We start from the raw sequence: 17504 nt of genomic DNA on the forward strand, positions 1-17504 counted from the left end.
ACAAGGTCCTTGAACAAGGACACTTGGAGGGTCGCTCCAGGGATGAGCTGATCGTCGTGCCAGGTGAATTCGGCCTTCCTGTCGATGACCAGGTTCGGCATCCCTGGGTCACCGTGCAACAGGGCTGCCAGGCTCAGGTTGGCCGGTCCGGCCCCGATTCCGACACAGCGGTACCGCGGAGACTTACTCCCCATGAGAAGAGCTCGCTTTCAGCGTTCGGACAGACGAACTTACATTCGCTCGTGAAACCGGCCGCGCGGGCCCAGGGCGTCAGCGATGGCGAGGCGCAGCACCTCGGAGGCGCCCTCGTAGATCCGCAGCGACCGGATCTGCCGGTACAGCCGCTCCGGCAGGCTGTCGTGCACCAGCCCGGCCGCGCCGTAGACCTGCACGGCCGCGTCCACGACCTGCTGGGCGGCCTCGGTGGCGTACAGCTTCGCGATGCTGGAGTGCCTGGCCAGCGGGGCGCCCCGGTCGGCCTCCCAGGCGGCCCTGGCCACCAGGAGGGCGGCGGCGTTCAGCCGTACCTCGACATCGGCGAAGCTGGCCTTCACCGTCGGCAGGTCGAACAGCCGCCTGCCGTACGCGGCCCGTTCTCTGGCCCTGGCCAAAGCGGCGTCGGCGGCCCGGCGGGCGAAGCCAAGCGCCGCGGCGCCGACGGTGAGGCGGAACCGTTCGAGCAGCTCCATGGCCACGACAAACCCGCCGCCGCGGGGGCCCAGGACGGCGTCGGCCGGGACCCGGCAGCCGTCGAACTCCAGTCGGGCGATGTCGCGTTCGGCCACCATGTCGATCGGCTCGATCCGCAGGCCCGGGGTGCCGGCCGGGACGAGCAGCGCGGTCAGGCCCAGCGCGGCCGGGCCGTCACCGGTGCGGGCCACCACGCAGAAGACGTCGGCGCCCGCGGCGCCGGCGATCCACATCTTGTTCCCGTCCAGGACGTACTGCGCGCCGTCCGGCACGGCGCGCAGGGCGAGCGCGGCGACGTCCGAGCCGGCCTGCTCCTCCGACAGCGCGAACGCACCTGCCAGCTCGCCGCAGGCCATGCCGGGCAGCCAGCGCCGCTTCTGCTCGTCGGTGCCGTGGCGCTGGATCGGCCAGGCGGCCAGGACCTGGATCGAGAACGCGAAGTCGGCCAGGTCCTCGGTGTAGGCCAGGGCTTCCCTCGTCAGACACAGGCTGCGCAGGTCGGCGGGCTCCAGCAACCCCGCGGCCCCCAGCTCGCGCAGCACGCGGGCGCCGTACTTCGCCGGCGCGCCGGTCCGGGCTGCCGCCGCCAGATCGGCGCGGGTGTCCCAGAACCTGCCGAGCGCCTCGGCCAGCTCGCGGTGTGACTGCTCGTAGAACGGCAGCGCCACCAGCTCCGGGTCCAGGCTCATGCGGCGGCCCGCCCTGCCATCAGGCGCCTGGCCAACTGCGGCTCGACGAAGAACGCGAACGAGGCGTAGCCGCGCCACACCCGCTGCCAGGCTCGCTCGACGGCAACCGGGCCGGCAGTGCGGCCGACGTGGTCGAGGTAGCCGACGATCAGGTCGGTCGCCTGGCGGGCGTGGCCGGCCGAGACGTTGTCGATGGACAGATGCGCCGCCTCGTAGGCGATGTCGAAACGGTGGTGGCGCATCTTCTCCATCTCATGCAGCCGCAGCTCGCCGAGGCCGAACATCTCTACCCCCAGGCTGTAGCCGAGGATCTCCTCGTAGCGGGAGTCCGGGAACAGCGCCAGGCTGAGCTGGTAGGTGGCGTACGGGTAGGTCAGGTCGGGCAGCTCGGCCTGGGTGAGGAACTCCTCCGAGCGCGGGTGCGGCAGGTGGATGTCCATGCTGGCCAGGGCCTGCTGGATCAGCGTGATGTGGTTCTTGGCGATGTCGCCGCGGCCCATCTCGTCGGCGTAGATGGCGAACAGCGGCCCGTCGCTGGGGCGGTGGAAGCGGCCGGTGTTGCCGATCCGGTGCATGCAGGCGCCGTCGACGAGGTTGYCCAGCGCGAACCGCTTCTGGTTGTTGATCACGTTCTTCCTGGACGGGATGTCGGTMAGCGGCCGGAAGGGCTCGACGAGCTTCGTCCAGTAGAGGGTGTCCACCCGCTCCCACAGCGCCTCGGGGCTGTAGTCGAACCAGCTGGCGTCGGTGTAGCGTCCGGCGGCTCCCAGCTCGAACATCCCCTCGGCCTGGGCGAGCACCCGCTCGACGCGGCTGCGGGCGGCAGCCAGCACGCTGGGGAACCGCTCGACGTTGACCAGGCGGTACAGGAACTGACGCTCGTCGAGAGCCGGCGGCTCGGCCGCGAGGACGTCGCCGGGGTCGGCAGCCACGAGCGCATGCTGCCAGGCAGCGGCACCCTCGTCGCCGGCGGTGCAGGCAGCCAGGTCGGCGCCGGGTTCCTCACCCGCGGCAACAGCGGCCGCCCACCGCCCGATCGTGCGCGCTTCGGCCTCGTCGAAGATCCCGAACATCGGCCCACCGAACGTGATCGCCCTGGTGAAGCGGCAACCGCCGGCCCGCAGCGGCTTCAGCTGGCTGGAGGAGCGGAACTGACGGATGAACGCCGCGGCGTCGAACGCCGGGTCGGCGAACAGGTCGCGCAGCGGGGTACCGGAGATCTGCACCTTGTGGTGCTGGCGGCCCGCGTACGGTGCGTGCCTGGCGACGATCAGCGCCACTCTGGCGTCGAGTGACAGGCCCTGGTGCCAGCTCGCGAGATCGTCGAGCATCGCCACGTGCGCGCTCTCCAGACGCACGACGAGCTGGATCGCCGCGAGCAGCCGCGCCCGGTCGGCCGGGCCGGTAGGCGACTGCTCGGTAAGCGCCAGATACTCCGCCAGCAGCGGCGCCGGATCGTACCCAGGGCCGTCCACACCGGGTGGGCCGTCCACACCGGATAGTGCGGCGTCGGTGCCCAGTGCCCGGAAGGCGCAGTGCACGCCGACCACCTCGGGCAGGAAACTGGCCGGCAGCCGGGACAGCGACAGGTAGAAGGCGGCCGTCACCACGGTGAGCGGCCGGGCCTGCGCCGCGGTCAGGAAGTCGGTGGCTGCCAGGTCAGGGAGCACCACGCCGTGCTCCGCCAGCAGCCGGCGGCGCTGATGGGCCAGGGTGCGCTCGGCCACGCCACGACCCAGCAACTCCAGCTGCTCGACGCCCAGCCGGTTGACAATCACGGCGGGTTGGGTAGCTGGCTGCGACACGGTGTCCAGCCAGCAGCCTTCGATCAGCGCGAGCGGGGCACGCTGCCGCAGCACCGCGGCCACAGTCTCGGCCGAAGCGGTGCGAAGCCGAGCGGCGACCCCCGCAATCGCCACGCGGGAGCCGGCCAGCTCGGCGAGCACGTGCTCCCGGTCCGGACCGGCCTCCCTGGCCAGACCGGCTTCCCTGGCCAGGGAAGCACTGTCCGGCAGGAACGCGGCGAGCACCCGGCGGGCGGCCACCAGCGTCGCCTCGGACTCCTGCTCGACCAGCAGCTGGCGGTACAGGGCGGCCGGCGGCCCGGCCACGGCCGCGGCTGCCTCGGCGGCCGCGGCCGGGCCGCACTCGAACGGTCCCAGCGGCAGCGAGGTCGTCAGGTCGGTCATGCGGCTTTGCTCCTCGCGGCCAGGTGAGCGGCGAGTCCGTGCATCTTCCCGGTGGCCTCGAACGCCTGACCGCGGCAGTTGAGGTGCAGCCTGTCGCTGCAGTAGATGCCCGCGTCGGCGCAGAGCGGATGGTCGGTGAACGAGACGAAGATCGCGCCGTACTCCTGGGACACCTCCCGCGTGATCCGGGTGACGATCCTGGTCGCCTTGCTGAACATCTCCCCGTACTTCTCGGAGACGATGCCCGCCTGGCTGATATCGAGCATCCCGATGGTGAGGATGTCGGCACCGGTCACCCTGACCCTGGAAACGATCTCGGTCAGCTCGGCGCGCACGGTGACCGGATCGAAGCCCGGCCTGATGAAGTCGTTGCCGCCGCCGGAGAGGAACACCAGGTCGGGCCTGAAATCCAGGGCCGGCTGCAACTGCGTCTGGCGGATTTCGGTCAGCGTCAGATCGCGTTTGGCCAGCCGAATCTCGTCGAGGTCAGGGTGAATGCGGTGCAGCACGGCACTGATCCGGTCCACCCAGGACAGATCCTGGTAGCCGGGCACAGCTTCGCGTATTCCGGTCGAGATGCTGTCACCGATCACCGCGATCCGCTTCCACGGCGCGCCCGCCAGCAGCTCCACACCGGCTTCGGTGGAGATGACGTACGGGTCGGTGTCCTCGGTCAGTTCGGTCATCCCTCGTCCTCGCAGTCGTCGTCGCCGTCGTCGGACCCGGCGCCGACGGCTATGACCGCGGACACTTCCCGCTGCCGAGTGGCAAACTCCAGCCTGGCGATTTCGTCGGCGATCCGCTCGTCCTCGGCGCTTATCTCGGCCCCGTCGACCCGGCTGAACCCGAGGACGCCCAGCTCACGCAGGCTCTCCTGCATCCTGGGGCCGAACAGGTTGATGTCCTTCAGCGTTGGGACAATCCGGGTGAACACCCGGCGCCGGAATTCGCGCTGGGCGGGCGAGCGGTTGGCCAGCGCGATGCATTCTTCGGCGCCGTAGTCGAGTTTGCGCCACATCTCCTCGCCGACGAACCGGTCCTTGAGCACCCAGCACGCCTCGACCGCGAAATCCTCCCGCTCACGCAGTTCGGCGGTGCTGAGCTGACTGTAGTAGTCGCGCAGTGCCAACCGTCCGAACGCGACATGACGCGCCTCGTCCTGCAGCACGTAGGCGTTGAGCGCCTGCGCCAGCGGATCGCGCATCCGGTCGCGCTGGATGCTGAACGCCGCCAGCGCCAGGCCCTCGATCATCACCTGCATGCCGAGGTAGGTGATGTCCCATCGGCTGTCACCGATGATCGCCTCAAGCAGGCCGCGCAGACCGGTGGAGATCGGGTAGTGCACTTTGATCTTTGCCTGCAGCATGCGCTGGTACGCCTCGACGTGCCTGGCCTCGTCCATCACCTGCGTGGCGGCGTAGAACTTCGAGGCGATGTCCGRCACGGCCTGGACGACCTTCGCCGAGCACACCAGGCCGCCCTGCTCACCGTGTAGAAACTGGGAATAGAGCCACCCGGCTATGTGCTGGCGGACGGTGGTCCGCTCCGCCTCCGGCAGGCGCTCCCACACCCGCGTCCCGGCGATCCAGATGAACTCGTCGGGCAGGCCGAGCGGGTTGTCCGGGTCGACGTCGTGGCTCCAGTCCAGCTGCGTCTCGGCGTCCCACTGGCGCTGCTTGCCGCGGGAGTACAGGTTCAGCATCTGCTCGGTGCCGGCGTCGTAGTCCCAGGTGAACAGCGCGTCCCCGCCGAGCGGAACGGCCCAGCCACCAGCCAGCTTCGCCATCGTGCCTGACTTCATGACCACTCTCTTCAGGTCTCTTCAGATCTCTTCAGGCTCGACTGACGACAGCGCGCCGAAGACGTGAGGACACGGCCCCGAAGGCCCACGCCGCAGGCGGCGTGCCGTCCGGCCGCAGGAACAGCGCGGCCGACTCGGCCACGGCGCACGGCAGCAGGCGGTTGAACCGGCTGCCACGGCAGGCCGCCCGGAACTCCGCCCCGCCGTCCCGGCCATGCTCGGCCGCGAGGTAGGCGAACGCCGGGTCCAGGGCGCGCCACTGACCGTCGAGGTGGACCTCGCACCAGCCGTGATCGTTGCCGACGAGGCCCAGCAGGAAGCCGCGGCGGGCCCGCGCCTGGAATCCTTCGGCCCGCAGCCGGTCGGCGAGGACCCTCCCCGCCACGACGCAGTCGGCGACACCCAGATCCCAGGACCGTCGGTGGTCGGTGCGCAGCGGCTCGGCGATCGCCTGATAGCGCACCGCGCCGCTGTCGAAGGCACCGAGGACGTCGTCGAACGCCGCGCGGATCCGGCGGTCGGCGATGTCGAAACGCTCGCCGGTGAGCCGGACGCGCACCTGGTACGGATCGACCTGATAACCCTCGGCGACGACCGGCCGCGGCAGATCGGCAGCCGGGTCGTCCAGGAGCTCGACGCCCTCGGCGTCCAGATCCGGGATCGCCACCTGGAAGGTCTCACCGGTGGGTGCCCGGTGTACMGCAACCGTCCAGTCCAGGGGCACGAACCAGCTGTCCGGCTCGGCCGCCACGAACCGCATGAGCAGCCGCCTGGCCAGTTCGGGCACCGTGGTGCYGGTGCCGGAGTGCAGCGCCGCGTTGGCGACGTCGGTGTAGTCGAGCAGGCCGTCGACCTGCCGCAGGCCGAGCGCGACGACCCCGGCTTCGTCGGTGCACAGCACGGTGGYTGCGTCGGCGAGGGTGGTGTCGAAGACGGCCAGGTCCGGCGGGGTCGGCTCGAAGCGGAGTCTCACATGAGTTCCTTGATGAGCTCGGCAAGGTCACGCGCGGTAACTGCCGCGAACGGGACGTCGTCGGGAATCGCCACACTCAGTGCGTCCTCGAGATCCACCACCACGCTGAGGATCACCACCGACTCGATCTTCGGTAGCAGGTGCATGGGGAGATCCAGGTCGATGTCGGCCTTGTCCATCTGCAGCCGGTTGGCCAGGGCGGTGGCCACCGCGTCCTCGACGGTCTGCATACTCATGAGGCGTCCTTCACGGTCTTCTGGTAGAGGTCCCTGGCGGCTTGGCGGCGAACCTTGCCGGAGCTGGTGTGCGGGATGGAGCGGACGGGCACGGGGTGCACGAACGCCACCCCGGGGCCGAGCTCAGCGGAGATGGCCGCCTCGACGGCACTCGTCAGAGCGGCGGCCTCCGCACCCTCGAGCGGCGTCTCGACGAGGACCGCGAGGTGCTCGAAGCCGCCGTCCCTGGCCTGGAGGGCGGCGCAGGCCCGGACGTCGAAACCCTGGACGCGGCACGCGATCTRCTCAACGTCTTCGGCGTAGTAGTTCTGACCGCGGATGATTGCCATGTCCTTGAGGCGGCCGACCAGGAACAGCTCGCCCTCGGCCTCGAACCCGAGGTCGCCTGTGCGCAACCAGCCGTCGGAGGTGAAGGGCTGTTGGTCGGCGGGCAGCCCGAGGTAGCCGCCCATCACGGCCGCGCCACGGATCTGGACCTCGCCGACCTGACCGGCACCCGGGGCGTCGATCCGGAAGGCGATGCCCGGCGCCGCCGAACCGCAGGCGACGACCTCACGGGCGTTGTCGGCCTCCGGGGCGACGCGGGCGACCTCGTCGCCCGGCGCGAGGGCGAACCGGTCGACGGTGAGGTGCCACGGCAGGTCCTTCGGCTTCGCCCAGCTGACGACGAGCGTGGCTTCGGCCATGCCGTAGCACGGAAGCATCGCCTCGGGCCGGAACCCGTACGGGCCGAACACCCGGTTGAATGCCTCCAGCGTCGACCACCGCACGGGCTCGGCGCCGTTGCAGGCGGCCCGCCACCCGGACAGATCGAGTCCGTCGGGAGCGCCGCCGGCTTCGACCGCGTCGACCATGCGCTGATAGGCGAAGTTGGGCATGGGCAGCACGCTGGCGCCGGACGCCGCCGCGCCAGCCAGCCACCCGCGGGTGTCCCGGAGGAAGTCGGTGGTGCGCCAGAGGTTGACTGAGCAGCCCCTGGCCAGGTGCGCGAGCATGCCGAACAGGCCCATGTCGTGGAACAGCGGTAGCCAGATGCCGATCTCGTCGGTCTCGGTCAGGCCCAGGCCGTCGGCTATGGCCGCCAGGCCGGCCAGGATGGTGCCGGCGGTCAGCGCGACACCCTTGGGCGCCGAGGTGCTACCGGAGGTGTACTGGATCACCGCGAACTCGTCGGCCGGGTTCTCACCGACCGGCCCGGCCGGCTCGGGTACCTCCGTGATCTMGGGTACCTCCGTGATGTCGTCCAGCCGGACGTTCGGCAACGTTCCGAGCCGGCTGAGCAGGTGCGCGCTCTGGCCGTCCACCAGCAGGGTCTCCAGCTCGGCATCCTCGATGACGCGGCGCAGGTGCTTCTGGTAGCCCTCGCTGCTCCCGAACGCCACGGGGAGGGCGATGGGCACCGCGGCAGCCCCGATCCGGAAGCACGCGAGCAGCCCGCGCAGCCAGGGTTCGCCGTTGGCCATCAGGATGCCGACGCGACGCCGGCCGGCGATCACTGTTGCCGTCCGCTCGGCGTCGGCCAGCAGTTGCGTGACGGGTACGGATCGTCCCTCGAACGGCAGGTGCAGTGCCGTCTTCGGGCGGGCGTTGGTGCCTACCGCATCCCAGAGCGCGCTCACCAGGTCTCCCCCTTGCCCGAATAAACGAAATAACGCCCCAAATCGGGAGATTGACGGAATCAATGGAAGCGAAACACAAGTTACGTCAGAGCGCAAGAAGGTTACTAATCTTCAATCAATCGTTCGATTTCGACGATCTTTGCCGTGTTCCTTGAACCGGTATCTGGGTGTGCGGAGCTGGTGCGCGCGACCCGTGTCGGGTACGCGTGGGGAAAGCGGCGCTTCGCTCGCGCCGCGTCACCCAGGGCGCCGCGAGCCACCTCACAGCACGGCTACAAGCCGTCACCGATCACAACGTAGCGCGATCTCTGCGCGGCCCTGGGAGTTCGGGTACCCGTTCGCGCTCGGCCTGATGGCCTTGGTGTCCATTATGCCGTACGTGATCTTCAGGCAGCGGCGGTGGCCGTGACCAGCGCGCGGAGAACGAGGGCGTCGGCTGGCCCACGTAGCGTGAGGTTGCCGCCGGTGTGGATCGCGCAGCCCGCTCCGACTGCCTCGATCARCTGGTCACGTATCGCCCCGCAGGCTCGTGAGCGGCGGCTCGTACGCGGAAACTGGGACGTATGGCGAGCGGCAGACTGCGGATCTACCTCGGCGCGGCGCCCGGGGTGGGCAAGACCTACGACATGCTCTGTGAGGCTCAGCGGCGCAAGGCACGCGGAACGGACGTCGTGGTCGGGCTGGTGGAGACCCATGGGCGACCGCGGACCGCCGCGTTGCTGGACGGATTGGAAATCATGCCCCGCCGCACGGTCTCCTACCGCGGTGCCACCTTTACCGAGATGGACGTGGATGCGATCCTGGCCCGCGCGCCAGCGGTGGTGCTCGTCGACGAGCTGGCGCACACGACCGTCCCGGGGTGCCGGAACGCCAAGCGCTGGCAGGACGTCCACGAGCTGTTGAACGCGGGCATMGACGTGCTGTCGACATTGAACATCCAACATCTGGAGTCACTCAACGACGTCGTGGAAAGGATCACCGGAGTCCCGCAGCGGGAGACCGTGCCGGACGCAGTGGTACGCGCCGCCGAACAGGTCGAACTGGTCGATATGACACCGGAGGCGCTGCGGCGGCGGATGGTCCACGGCAACATCTACGGCCCAGACAAGATCGACGCCGCGCTGGGCAACTACTTCCGAGTCGGCAATCTGACCGCGCTGCGGGAGTTGGCGCTGCTGTGGCTGGCCGACAAGGTGGACGAACAGCTCGATCACTACCGCACCGAGCACCAGATCTCCGGCATCTGGGAGACGCGGGAGCGGGTGGTTGTCGCACTGACCGGCGGCCCTGAGGGCGACACGCTGATCCGCCGGGCGGCGCGGATCGCGGATCGCGCCAAGGGTGCGGACCTGCTCGCGGTCCACGTCACCCGATCCGATGGCCTGGCCGGTGCGTCGCCCGCGCACCTGGCCCGGCAGCGGGTGTTGGTGGAGAGCCTGGGCGGCAGCTACCACCAGGTGGTCGGGGACGACATTCCCATCGCGCTGCTTGAATTCGCCCGAGCGGAGAACGCGACCCAGCTCGTGCTAGGCGCGAGCCGGCGCGGCCGGCTGGCCCACATGATCGACCCTGGTATCGGCGTCACGACAACGAAACTGTCCGGGCCGATCGACGTGCACCTGGTCACCCATGAGGAGGTGGGCAAGGGGCGGCTGCTGCCCCGCCGGGCCCGTGGGCTGACCCTCCGGCGGCGGCTTGCCGGTGTCCTGGCCGCGGTCGTGCTGCTGCCGCTGCTGACCCTTGCGTTGACGCACCAGCGGACCGGTCTCAACCTGACCAGCAACGTGCTGGGGTTCCTGATCGTGGTGGTCGCTGTGGCGCTGGTGGGCGGCCTGCTGCCGGCACTGCTGGCCGCGGTCGGCGGCTTGCTGCTGCTGAACTACTACTTCATCCAACCAGTACACCGCTTCATCGTCGCTGAGAGTAACAACGTTCTCGCGCTCCTGGCGTTCCTGGCGGTTGCGGTGATGGTGAGCAGCGTGGTCGACCTGGCCGCCCGGCGGACCAGCCAGGCGGTACGCGCCACCGCGGAGGCGGAGATGCTCTCGACCCTGGCCGGGAGCGTGCTGCGCGGCGAGCAGGCACTGCCGGCGCTGCTCACGCAGGTGCGGGAGACGTTCGGGCTGACCTCGGTCGCCCTGCTCGAACGCGCGGCCGAGGGCGGTCAGAACGGCGCCCGCAAGGCAGACCGCCACGGCTGGCGGGTGGTCGACAGCGCCGGGCCCGACCCATGCCTGCGGCCGGACGAGGCCGACACGGAGGTACCGGTCAGCGAGAACCTGACGTTGGTCCTGCGGGGCCGGCCGCTGCCCGCGGCGGACCGCCGGGTACTCACCGCCTTCGCCGCGCAGGCCGCGGTCGCCCTCGAACAGCGACGGCTGGCCCAGGTGGCAGCGGAAGCCGGGCCACTCGCCGAAGCGGACCGCACCCGCCGCGCCCTGCTCACTGCCGTCAGCCACGACCTGCGCAGCCCGCTCGCCACGGCCTCGGCGGCAGTCGCGAACCTGCGCGGCAACGAGGTCGAGTGGAGCGCCGAGGAGCAGGCGGAACTGCTCGCCACCGCTGAGGAAGCGTTGGACCACCTGGCCCGGCTGGTGGAGAACCTGCTCGACATGAGCCGGTTGCAGGCTGGACGCCTGAGCGTGTTCCCCGCCCCGGTCGGGCTCGACGACGTGATTCCCGGCGTGCTGCGCGACCTGGGCCCGGCAGCTCGCGACGTGGCTGTGACGGTCCCGGACGACCTTCCGCTGGCCTACGCCGACCCGGCGCTGCTGGAACGGGTGATCGCCAACCTGCTGTCCAACGCGGCCCGCTACTCACCCCCGGGCCAGCCCCCGCTGATCACCGCCAGTGCGTTGCACGACCGGATCCAGCTGCGGGTCATCGACCGCGGGCCTGGACTGCCCGCGGAGGACCGTGACCAGGCGTTCACGCCGTTCCAGCGGCTGGGCGACACCGACAACGCCAGCGGCATCGGGCTGGGCCTCGCGCTCTCCCGAGGCCTGACGGAGGCGATGGGCGGCACCCTGACACCGGAGGACACCCCCGGCGGGGGCCTGACCATGGTGGTAGCGCTGCCGGTCGCGACGGTCGGCGATTCTACCCAGCCGGCGGACGGTGCGGCCTGAGATCGCGGGACGGTCAACAGACAACGAGGTCATAGTTTGACAACAAGGTCATAACTGGACAACAAGGTCATGACTGGATAACAAGGTCATGGTTGGAACCGGTAGCCCATGCCTGGCTCGGTGATGAGGTGGCGGGGCTGTGCCGGGTTGAGTTCAAGTTTGTGGCGCAGCCGGCCGATGTACTGGCGCAGGTAGTGGCTCTGCTCCTTGGGTGCGGGCCCGCCGGCCCGGGGCAGCAGATCCCGGTAGGTCAGTAGCTTTTCGGGGTGGCGGACCAGGACGTCGAGCAGGTGCCATTCCGTGGGGGTGAGCCGGACCTCGGCGGGGCCGTCCGGGCGGGCGCTGTCGGGTTTGCGGGTGACGCGCCGTGCGTCGAGGTCGATCAGATAGTCGCCCAGGGCGACGGTGAGCGGTTCGGTGGGCGGCGGGGTGCGCCGGACGACGGCGCGCAGCCGGGCGAGCAGTTCGTCGACCCGGAAGGGCTTGGTGACGTAGTCGTCGGCACCGGCGTCCAACGCTGCGATCTTATCGCTGCTGCCGGCGCGTCCGGAGAGCACGATGACCGGGGCGGCGGTCCAGCCGCGCAGGGCGTGGATGACGTCAACGCCGTCGAGGTCGGGAAGCCCGAGGTCGAGCAGGATGATATCGGGTTCGTGTTCGGCGGCGGCGGCGAGCGCGCGGCTTCCGTCCGCGGCGACGGTGACCTGGTAGCCGCGGGCGCGCAGGGTGATGTGTAGCGCGCGGAGCAGCCGTGGGTCGTCGTCCACCACGAGTACGCTGGTCACGCGTCGTCTCCCGGCAGTGAACCGAGCGGTACGGCGGGCAGGGTGCGAACCATCGTGAGGCCTCCGCCGGGGTGTCCTCGGGGCTGAGCGTTCCGTCCATAGCTTCGACCCGGGAGTTTGTCTGGGAAAGTGCCCCGGCCGCAGTGGGCGGTGCGCGGGACGGGTCCTGCGCACCGCCCCCGGGCCAGCGTCACCCGGGCCAGTCCAGCTACCTGGTCGTCCTGTCGAGGGCCAGGTTCAGGGTGAGGACGTTGACCGTGGGTTCGCCCATGAAGCCCAGCGCCCGACCGTCTTCGTGGTCGTGGACCAGCGCGTGGACCGTGGCCGGGTCGAGACCGCGTTCCTTCGCGACCCGGTTCACCTGCAGGTAGGCGTAGGCCGGGGAGATGTCGGGGTCGAGGCCGCTGCCGGAAGCGGTGACCGCGTCCGCCGGGACCGGGTTGTCCGTGCCCTTACCCGGCCCCTTGACCGGCGCAGTGACGCCGGCCGAGTAGTCCTCGCCGAACCTGGCGCACTCGACCTTGACGCCTTGGTACGTGGCGACGAAGGGCGCGGCCGGGCACTCCTCGTTGATGCTGACGACCCGGGTGACCGGTCCGGTGGTGCCGCCGGTCCGGAACACCGACAGGACCGCGCCGACGCCGTTCGCGGTGCAGAAGGGACGCCGGCCGTCGACCCCTTCCAGGTCACCGATGGCCTTGCTGCGGGCGCAGACCTGGGTGAGCAGGCTCTGGCTGCTTTCGTCCTCGTCCTTGGTGGCCGGGTCGTCGAAACTGTCGACGATGTTTTCCGGGCCGAGGTTGGACGCGGACGTCGACGTCGGGTCGTACCCGTCGCCGGCCGCCGAGGGGCGGGACTGGAAGTATTTGGGAATCGGGTTGCCCTTGTCGTCGGTGAACAGTTGGCCGATCTCGGCTGAGCCGACGATCTGGCCGCTGGCGTTCGTGACGAACGAGCCGTTCGCCTTATCCTTCAGCCCGGGAAGCTGCGCGATGGCCGTGATGACCAGCGGATAGGCGATGCCGGTCAGCACGGTCAGCACGAGCAGTGCGCGGAAGGCGGCGAGGTGCTGCCGCACGAAGGAGGGAAGTCGGGTCGCAGGCATGGTCACCGGGCTCCCGGGATGAACTGGATGACAAGGTCGATGAGTTTGATCCCGACGAACGGGATGATCAGACCGCCGACGCCGTAGATGTAGAGGTTGCGACGCAGCATCGCCGACGCGCTGGACGGGGTGTAACGGACGCCGCGCAGCGCCAGCGGGATCAGGGCGACGATGACGAGCGCGTTGAAGATGACGGCGGAGAGGATCGCCGACTGCGGGCTGTGCAGCCRCATGAGGTTGAGCGCGTCCAGCCCGGGGTAGATCGCCGCGAACATCGCCGGGATGATCGCGAAGTACTTGGCGATGTCGTTGGCGATCGAGAAGGTGGTCAGCGCCCCGCGGGTGATGAGCAGCTGCTTCCCGATCTCGACGATCTCGATCAGCTTCGTCGGGTTGGAGTCGAGGTCGACCATGTTGCCGGCCTCCTTGGCGGCCGACGTGCCGGTGTTCATCGCCACGCCGACATCGGCCTGGGCGAGCGCAGGGGCGTCGTTGGTGCCGTCGCCGGTCATTGCGACGAGCTTGCCGCCGGCCTGCTCTCGTTTGATCAGGGCCATCTTGTCTTCGGGCGTGGCCTCGGCGAGGAAGTCGTCGACGCCCGCCTCCTCGGCGATCGACCGGGCGGTCAGCGGATTGTCACCGGTGATCATAATGGTGCGGATGCCCATCCGGCGCATCTCGTCGAACCGCTCACGCATGCCCTGCTTGACGACGTCCTTGAGCTGGATCACGCCCAGGACGCGGGCCAGGCCGCCATCGGTGGCCTCGGCGACGACCAGCGGGGTGCCACCGGAAGCGGAGATGCCGTCCACGATCTCCCCGGTCTCCGCGGGCACGGCGCCACCAAGATCGCGCACCCAGGTGATCACCGCGCTGGCCGCTCCCTTGCGCACCTGCCGGTTCGCCCCCCCGTCGATCGCATCGAGGTCGACCCCGGACATCCGGGTCTGGGCGGTGAACGCCACGAACCGGGCGTGGCTGAGCTCGCCGGGACCGCGCTCCCGCAGGCCGTAGGTGTTCTTCGCGTGCACGACGATGGAGCGGCCCTCGGGGGTCTCGTCCGCGAGCGAGGACAGCTGGGCCGCGCTGGCCAGGTCATTCTCCGATGTGCCGCCGACCGGGACGAAGGCCCGTGCCTCCCGGTTGCCAATGGTGATCGTCCCGGTCTTGTCGAGCAGGAGGGTATTGACATCGCCGGCGGCCTCGACGGCCCGGCCGGACATGGCCAGCACGTTGCGTTGGACCAGCCGGTCCATGCCGGCGATGCCGATCGCGGACAGCAACGCGCCGATTGTCGTCGGAATCAGGCAGACCAGCAGTGACACCATCACGATCCCGGACAGGCCGTCGCCGTTCAGCGCACCGGTGTCCGGCACGCCCGGCAGCTGCGCCTTCGAGAAGATCGCCAACGGCTGCAGGGTCGCGACAGCGAGCAGAAAGGTGAGCGTCAGGGCGGCCAGCAGGATGTTCAGCGCGATCTCGTTCGGGGTCTTCTGCCGATTCGCCCCCTCCACCAGCGCAATCATCCGGTCGATGAAGCTCTCGCCCGGTTTCTGAGTGATCCGCACGACGATCCGGTCCGACAGCACCCGGGTGCCGCCGGTCACCGAACTGCGATCACCGCCGGACTCCCGGATCACCGGCGCGGACTCACCGGTGATGGCCGACTCGTCAACGCTGGCAATCCCCTCGATGACGTCGCCGTCCCCGGGGATGAACTGACCGGCCTCGACGACGACGGTGTCGCCCTGCCGCAGCCGCGGCGCGGGCACCTCCTCAAGCCGGCCGTCGTCGCGCAGCCGGTGGGCGATCGTGTCAGTCTTGGTGCGGCGTAGCGCGTCCGCCTGGGCCCTGCCGCGGCCCTCCGCAACCGCTTCGGCGAGGTTGGCGAACAGCACGGTCAGCCAGAGCCAGACCGTGATCAGCCAGCTGAACGCGGTCTCGTCCCGAATCGCCAGGACGGTGGTGAACACCGCGCCGATCTCCACGATGAACATCACCGGGTTGCGCCACAGCGTGCGCGGGTCGAGCTTGCGCAGCGCGCCCGGCGTCGACCGCAGGAGCATCGTCGGGTCGAGCAGCCCCCCCTGCACTCGCCGGGGAGCCGGCGGCGGGGTCGGCGCGGGCGCCGGAACCGGCGTACCCGCAATGGTCGAGGTGGACATCTAGTGCAAACCCTCCGCAAGCGGCCCGAGCGCGAGCGCCGGGAAGAAGGTCAGAGCGACGATGATCACGGTAACGCCGGTTAGCATGCCGACGAACTGCGGGCGATGCGTCGGTAGTGTTCCCGCGGTTTCCGGCACCGGCTGCTGTTTCGCCAACGATCCGGCCAGCCCCAACACGAAGACCATCGGCAGGAACCGCCCGAACGCCATCGCGAGGCCGAGCGCGGTGTTGTACCAGTCGGTGTTCACCGTGATGCCGGCGAACGCCGAGCCGTTGTTGTTCGCCGCCGAGGTGAAGGCGTAGAGCACCTCGGACAGGCCGTGCGGCCCGCTGTTGAGCATCCCCGCCCGTTCCCCCGGCAGCGCCATCGCCAGGCCGGTGCCGACCAGCACGATGACCGGCATCGTGAGGAAATACAGCGAGGCGAACTTGATCTCTCGACTACCGATCTTCTTGCCCAGGTACTCCGGCGTTCGTCCGATCATCAAACCCGCGACGAACACCGTGATCACTGCAAGGACCAGGATGCCGTAGAGTCCCGATCCGGTGCCGCCGGGCGCGACCTCGCCGAGCATCATGTTGAACAGCAGCGTCGCGCCACCCAGGCTGGTGTACGAGTCATRGAACGAGTCGACGGACCCGGTTGACGTCAGCGTCGTCCCCGTGGCGAACAGCRCCGAATCCGGCACACCGAACCGGGTCTCCGTAGCCTCGCGGGCCGCCCCGACCGCTGTCGGCACCGTGCCGTGGTGGATCGCCTGGAACACCTCGTTGGCTCCCAGACTGCCCAGCGCCAGCACCGCCATCACCGCGACGATCGCCAGCCCCTGCCGGGTGCTGCCGACCATCTTGCCGAACGTCCGCGGCAACGCGAACCCGATCGACAGCAGCAGGTAGATCTCGAACCAGTTCGTCCAGGAGGTCGGGTTCTCGAAGGGATGCGAGGAGTTGGCGTTGTAGAAGCCGCCGCCGTTGGTGCCGAAGTCCTTGATGGCCTCCTGGCTGGCGACCGGACCCCCGGTTACCGCCTGCTCCCCCCCGGCCAGGGTGGGGACCGTGGTGTTCCCGTGGAAGTTCTGGATCGCGCCGCCGACGATCAGCACGATCGCCGCGAGCGCGCAGACCGGCAGCAGGATCCGCACGACGGTGCGGACCAGGTCCACCCAGAAGTTTCCCAGCTGGTCGGTCTTCTTCCGGGCGAAGCCGCGCACCACCGCGATCGCCACCGCGATGCCTACCGCGGCGGACACGAAGTTCTGCACCGCCAGACCGGACATCTGGACCAGATGGCCCATCGTCGACTCACCCGAATAGGCCTGCCAGTTCGTGTTCGTGGTGAAACTGACCGCCGTGTTCCACGCCAGGTCCGGCTTGACCGCCGGCAGGCCCAGCGCCAGCCACAGGTGGTTCTGCACCCGCTGGAACAGGTACAGGAACAGCACCGATACGAGCGAGAACGCCAGCACGCTGMGTGCATACACCGACCAGCGCTGCTCGGCGTCCGGATCCACCCCGACCAGCCGGTAGATACCGCGTTCCACCCGCAGGTGCTTCCCGCTCATATACACCCGGGMCATATAGTCGCCAAATGGCCGGTAAGTCAGGGCAAGAGCCAGCACCATCGAGACGATGAAGATGACGCCTGCGGCGTTCGTGCCCATCTAGAACCGCTCCGGGGACAGCAGAGCCGCCACGAGGAAGATCGTGAGAGCTACGGCAAGGATCAGGCCGGCGATGTTCTCCACGCTCACAGCTTCTCCACCGCCTTGAGGGTTAGCCCGAGTACCGCGAACACCGCAAGGGTCAGCAGTACGAAGACAACGTCACGCACGGAACTCCTGCCTTCTACTTTGGATGAGATCGGATCTGGATGAGATCGGAACAAATGTCGCCGCCTTGGCCGGTGTCCTGGCCTGATGGCAGGTGCCAGTATCGAGCCCTTGCCGCCAGCGGACCAGCGAAGCTAACGGTCCAATGACGCCCAATCCCGAAAATTCAACACGGCGCTCACACGGCATCCGACCCGGACGAGATCCGCACCCGCGTAAAACTCGGTGTGCACAACCCGGATGAGACGCAGAACACCTCTCGGTGGTCCACGGACAGCCGCCCGGGCGGGGACC

The 17504-nt window shown here is 69.3% G+C and carries 14 protein-coding genes; 1 reads left to right on the forward strand and 13 read right to left on the reverse strand.

The features are described 5' to 3' along the window. The 8 genes from KBI5_RS12690 to KBI5_RS12725 all read right to left on the reverse strand — a co-directional run. The coding region (locus KBI5_RS12690) for a SidA/IucD/PvdA family monooxygenase (RefSeq protein WP_157902500.1) at positions 1–194 on the reverse strand (194 nt) is incomplete at its 3' end. Between the two features lie 36 nt (positions 195–230). Then, on the reverse strand, positions 231–1379 hold the full coding sequence (locus KBI5_RS12695; protein ID WP_011437660.1) for an acyl-CoA dehydrogenase family protein: 1149 nt from the start codon (positions 1377–1379) through the stop codon (positions 231–233). Then, positions 1376–3568 carry an iron-containing redox enzyme family protein gene (locus KBI5_RS12700; RefSeq protein ID WP_085015339.1) on the reverse strand — a complete coding sequence of 731 codons (2193 nt, stop codon included), beginning with the start codon at positions 3566–3568 and terminating at the stop codon, positions 1376–1378. Before KBI5_RS12700 ends, KBI5_RS12695 begins: the two co-directional genes overlap by 4 nt. Further along, on the reverse strand, positions 3565–4254 hold the full coding sequence (locus tag KBI5_RS12705) for an SGNH/GDSL hydrolase family protein (RefSeq protein ID WP_085015340.1): 690 nt from the start codon (positions 4252–4254) through the stop codon (positions 3565–3567). The genes KBI5_RS12700 and KBI5_RS12705 overlap by 4 nt, the downstream gene beginning before the upstream one ends. After that, entirely contained in the window at positions 4251–5369 is a 1119-nt protein-coding gene (locus KBI5_RS12710; protein WP_085015352.1) for a ferritin-like domain-containing protein, read from the reverse strand. Before KBI5_RS12710 ends, KBI5_RS12705 begins: the two co-directional genes overlap by 4 nt. A gap of 31 nt (positions 5370–5400) precedes the next feature. Next, on the reverse strand, positions 5401–6342 hold the full coding sequence (locus KBI5_RS12715; protein ID WP_085015341.1) for a transglutaminase domain-containing protein: 942 nt from the start codon (positions 6340–6342) through the stop codon (positions 5401–5403). Then, positions 6339–6578, reverse strand: coding sequence for an acyl carrier protein (locus KBI5_RS12720; RefSeq protein WP_011437665.1), 240 nt, complete (start codon positions 6576–6578; stop codon positions 6339–6341). Before KBI5_RS12720 ends, KBI5_RS12715 begins: the two co-directional genes overlap by 4 nt. Then, positions 6575–8197 (reverse strand): AMP-binding protein, encoded by a 1623-nt coding sequence (locus tag KBI5_RS12725; protein ID WP_085015342.1) that lies wholly within the window; start codon positions 8195–8197, stop codon positions 6575–6577. The genes KBI5_RS12720 and KBI5_RS12725 overlap by 4 nt, the downstream gene beginning before the upstream one ends. Before the next feature lie 563 nt (positions 8198–8760). On the opposite strand from KBI5_RS12725, the gene KBI5_RS12730 reads away from it, so the two are divergent. Continuing rightward, entirely contained in the window at positions 8761–11325 is a 2565-nt protein-coding gene (locus tag KBI5_RS12730) for an ATP-binding protein (protein ID WP_085015343.1), read from the forward strand. An 86-nt stretch (positions 11326–11411) separates the two neighbouring features. Here KBI5_RS12730 and KBI5_RS12735 read toward each other — a convergent pair whose 3' ends face one another. The 5 genes from KBI5_RS12735 to kdpF form a co-directional block, all read right to left on the reverse strand. Then, complete coding sequence (locus KBI5_RS12735; protein WP_011437668.1) at positions 11412–12110, reverse strand: response regulator; 699 nt, start codon at positions 12108–12110, stop codon at positions 11412–11414. Positions 12111–12318: 208 nt separating this feature from the next. Continuing rightward, the gene (locus KBI5_RS12740) at positions 12319–13215 is read right to left on the reverse strand and encodes a potassium-transporting ATPase subunit C (RefSeq protein ID WP_085015344.1); all 897 of its coding nucleotides are present in this window, start codon (positions 13213–13215) and stop codon (positions 12319–12321) included. Between the two features lie 2 nt (positions 13216–13217). After that, positions 13218–15380 carry a potassium-transporting ATPase subunit KdpB gene (gene kdpB, locus KBI5_RS12745; protein ID WP_085015345.1) on the reverse strand — a complete coding sequence of 721 codons (2163 nt, stop codon included), beginning with the start codon at positions 15378–15380 and terminating at the stop codon, positions 13218–13220. After that, positions 15381–17042 carry a potassium-transporting ATPase subunit KdpA gene (gene kdpA, locus KBI5_RS12750; protein WP_085015346.1) on the reverse strand — a complete coding sequence of 554 codons (1662 nt, stop codon included), beginning with the start codon at positions 17040–17042 and terminating at the stop codon, positions 15381–15383. Then, positions 17043–17132: a K(+)-transporting ATPase subunit F gene (kdpF, locus tag KBI5_RS12755; RefSeq protein WP_023840421.1), complete on the reverse strand. Its 90-nt coding sequence runs from the start codon at positions 17130–17132 to the stop codon at positions 17043–17045. Between the last annotated feature and the right edge of the window lie 372 nt (positions 17133–17504).

The sequence above is a fragment of the Frankia sp. KB5 genome (assembly GCF_002099325.1).
Classification (GTDB): Bacteria; Actinomycetota; Actinomycetes; order Frankiales; family Frankiaceae; genus Frankia; species Frankia casuarinae.

Excerpts from the sequence above, each read along its gene's own strand:
- KBI5_RS12695 (WP_011437660.1), bottom strand. The coding sequence starts at position 1,379 with ATGAGCCTGGACCCGGAGCTGGTGGCGCTGCCGTTCTACGAGCAGTCA.
- KBI5_RS12705 (WP_085015340.1), bottom strand. The coding sequence starts at position 4,254 with ATGACCGAACTGACCGAGGACACCGACCCGTACGTCATCTCCACCGAA.
- KBI5_RS12720 (WP_011437665.1), bottom strand. The coding sequence starts at position 6,578 with ATGAGTATGCAGACCGTCGAGGACGCGGTGGCCACCGCCCTGGCCAAC.
- KBI5_RS12740 (WP_085015344.1), bottom strand. The coding sequence starts at position 13,215 with ATGCCTGCGACCCGACTTCCCTCCTTCGTGCGGCAGCACCTCGCCGCC.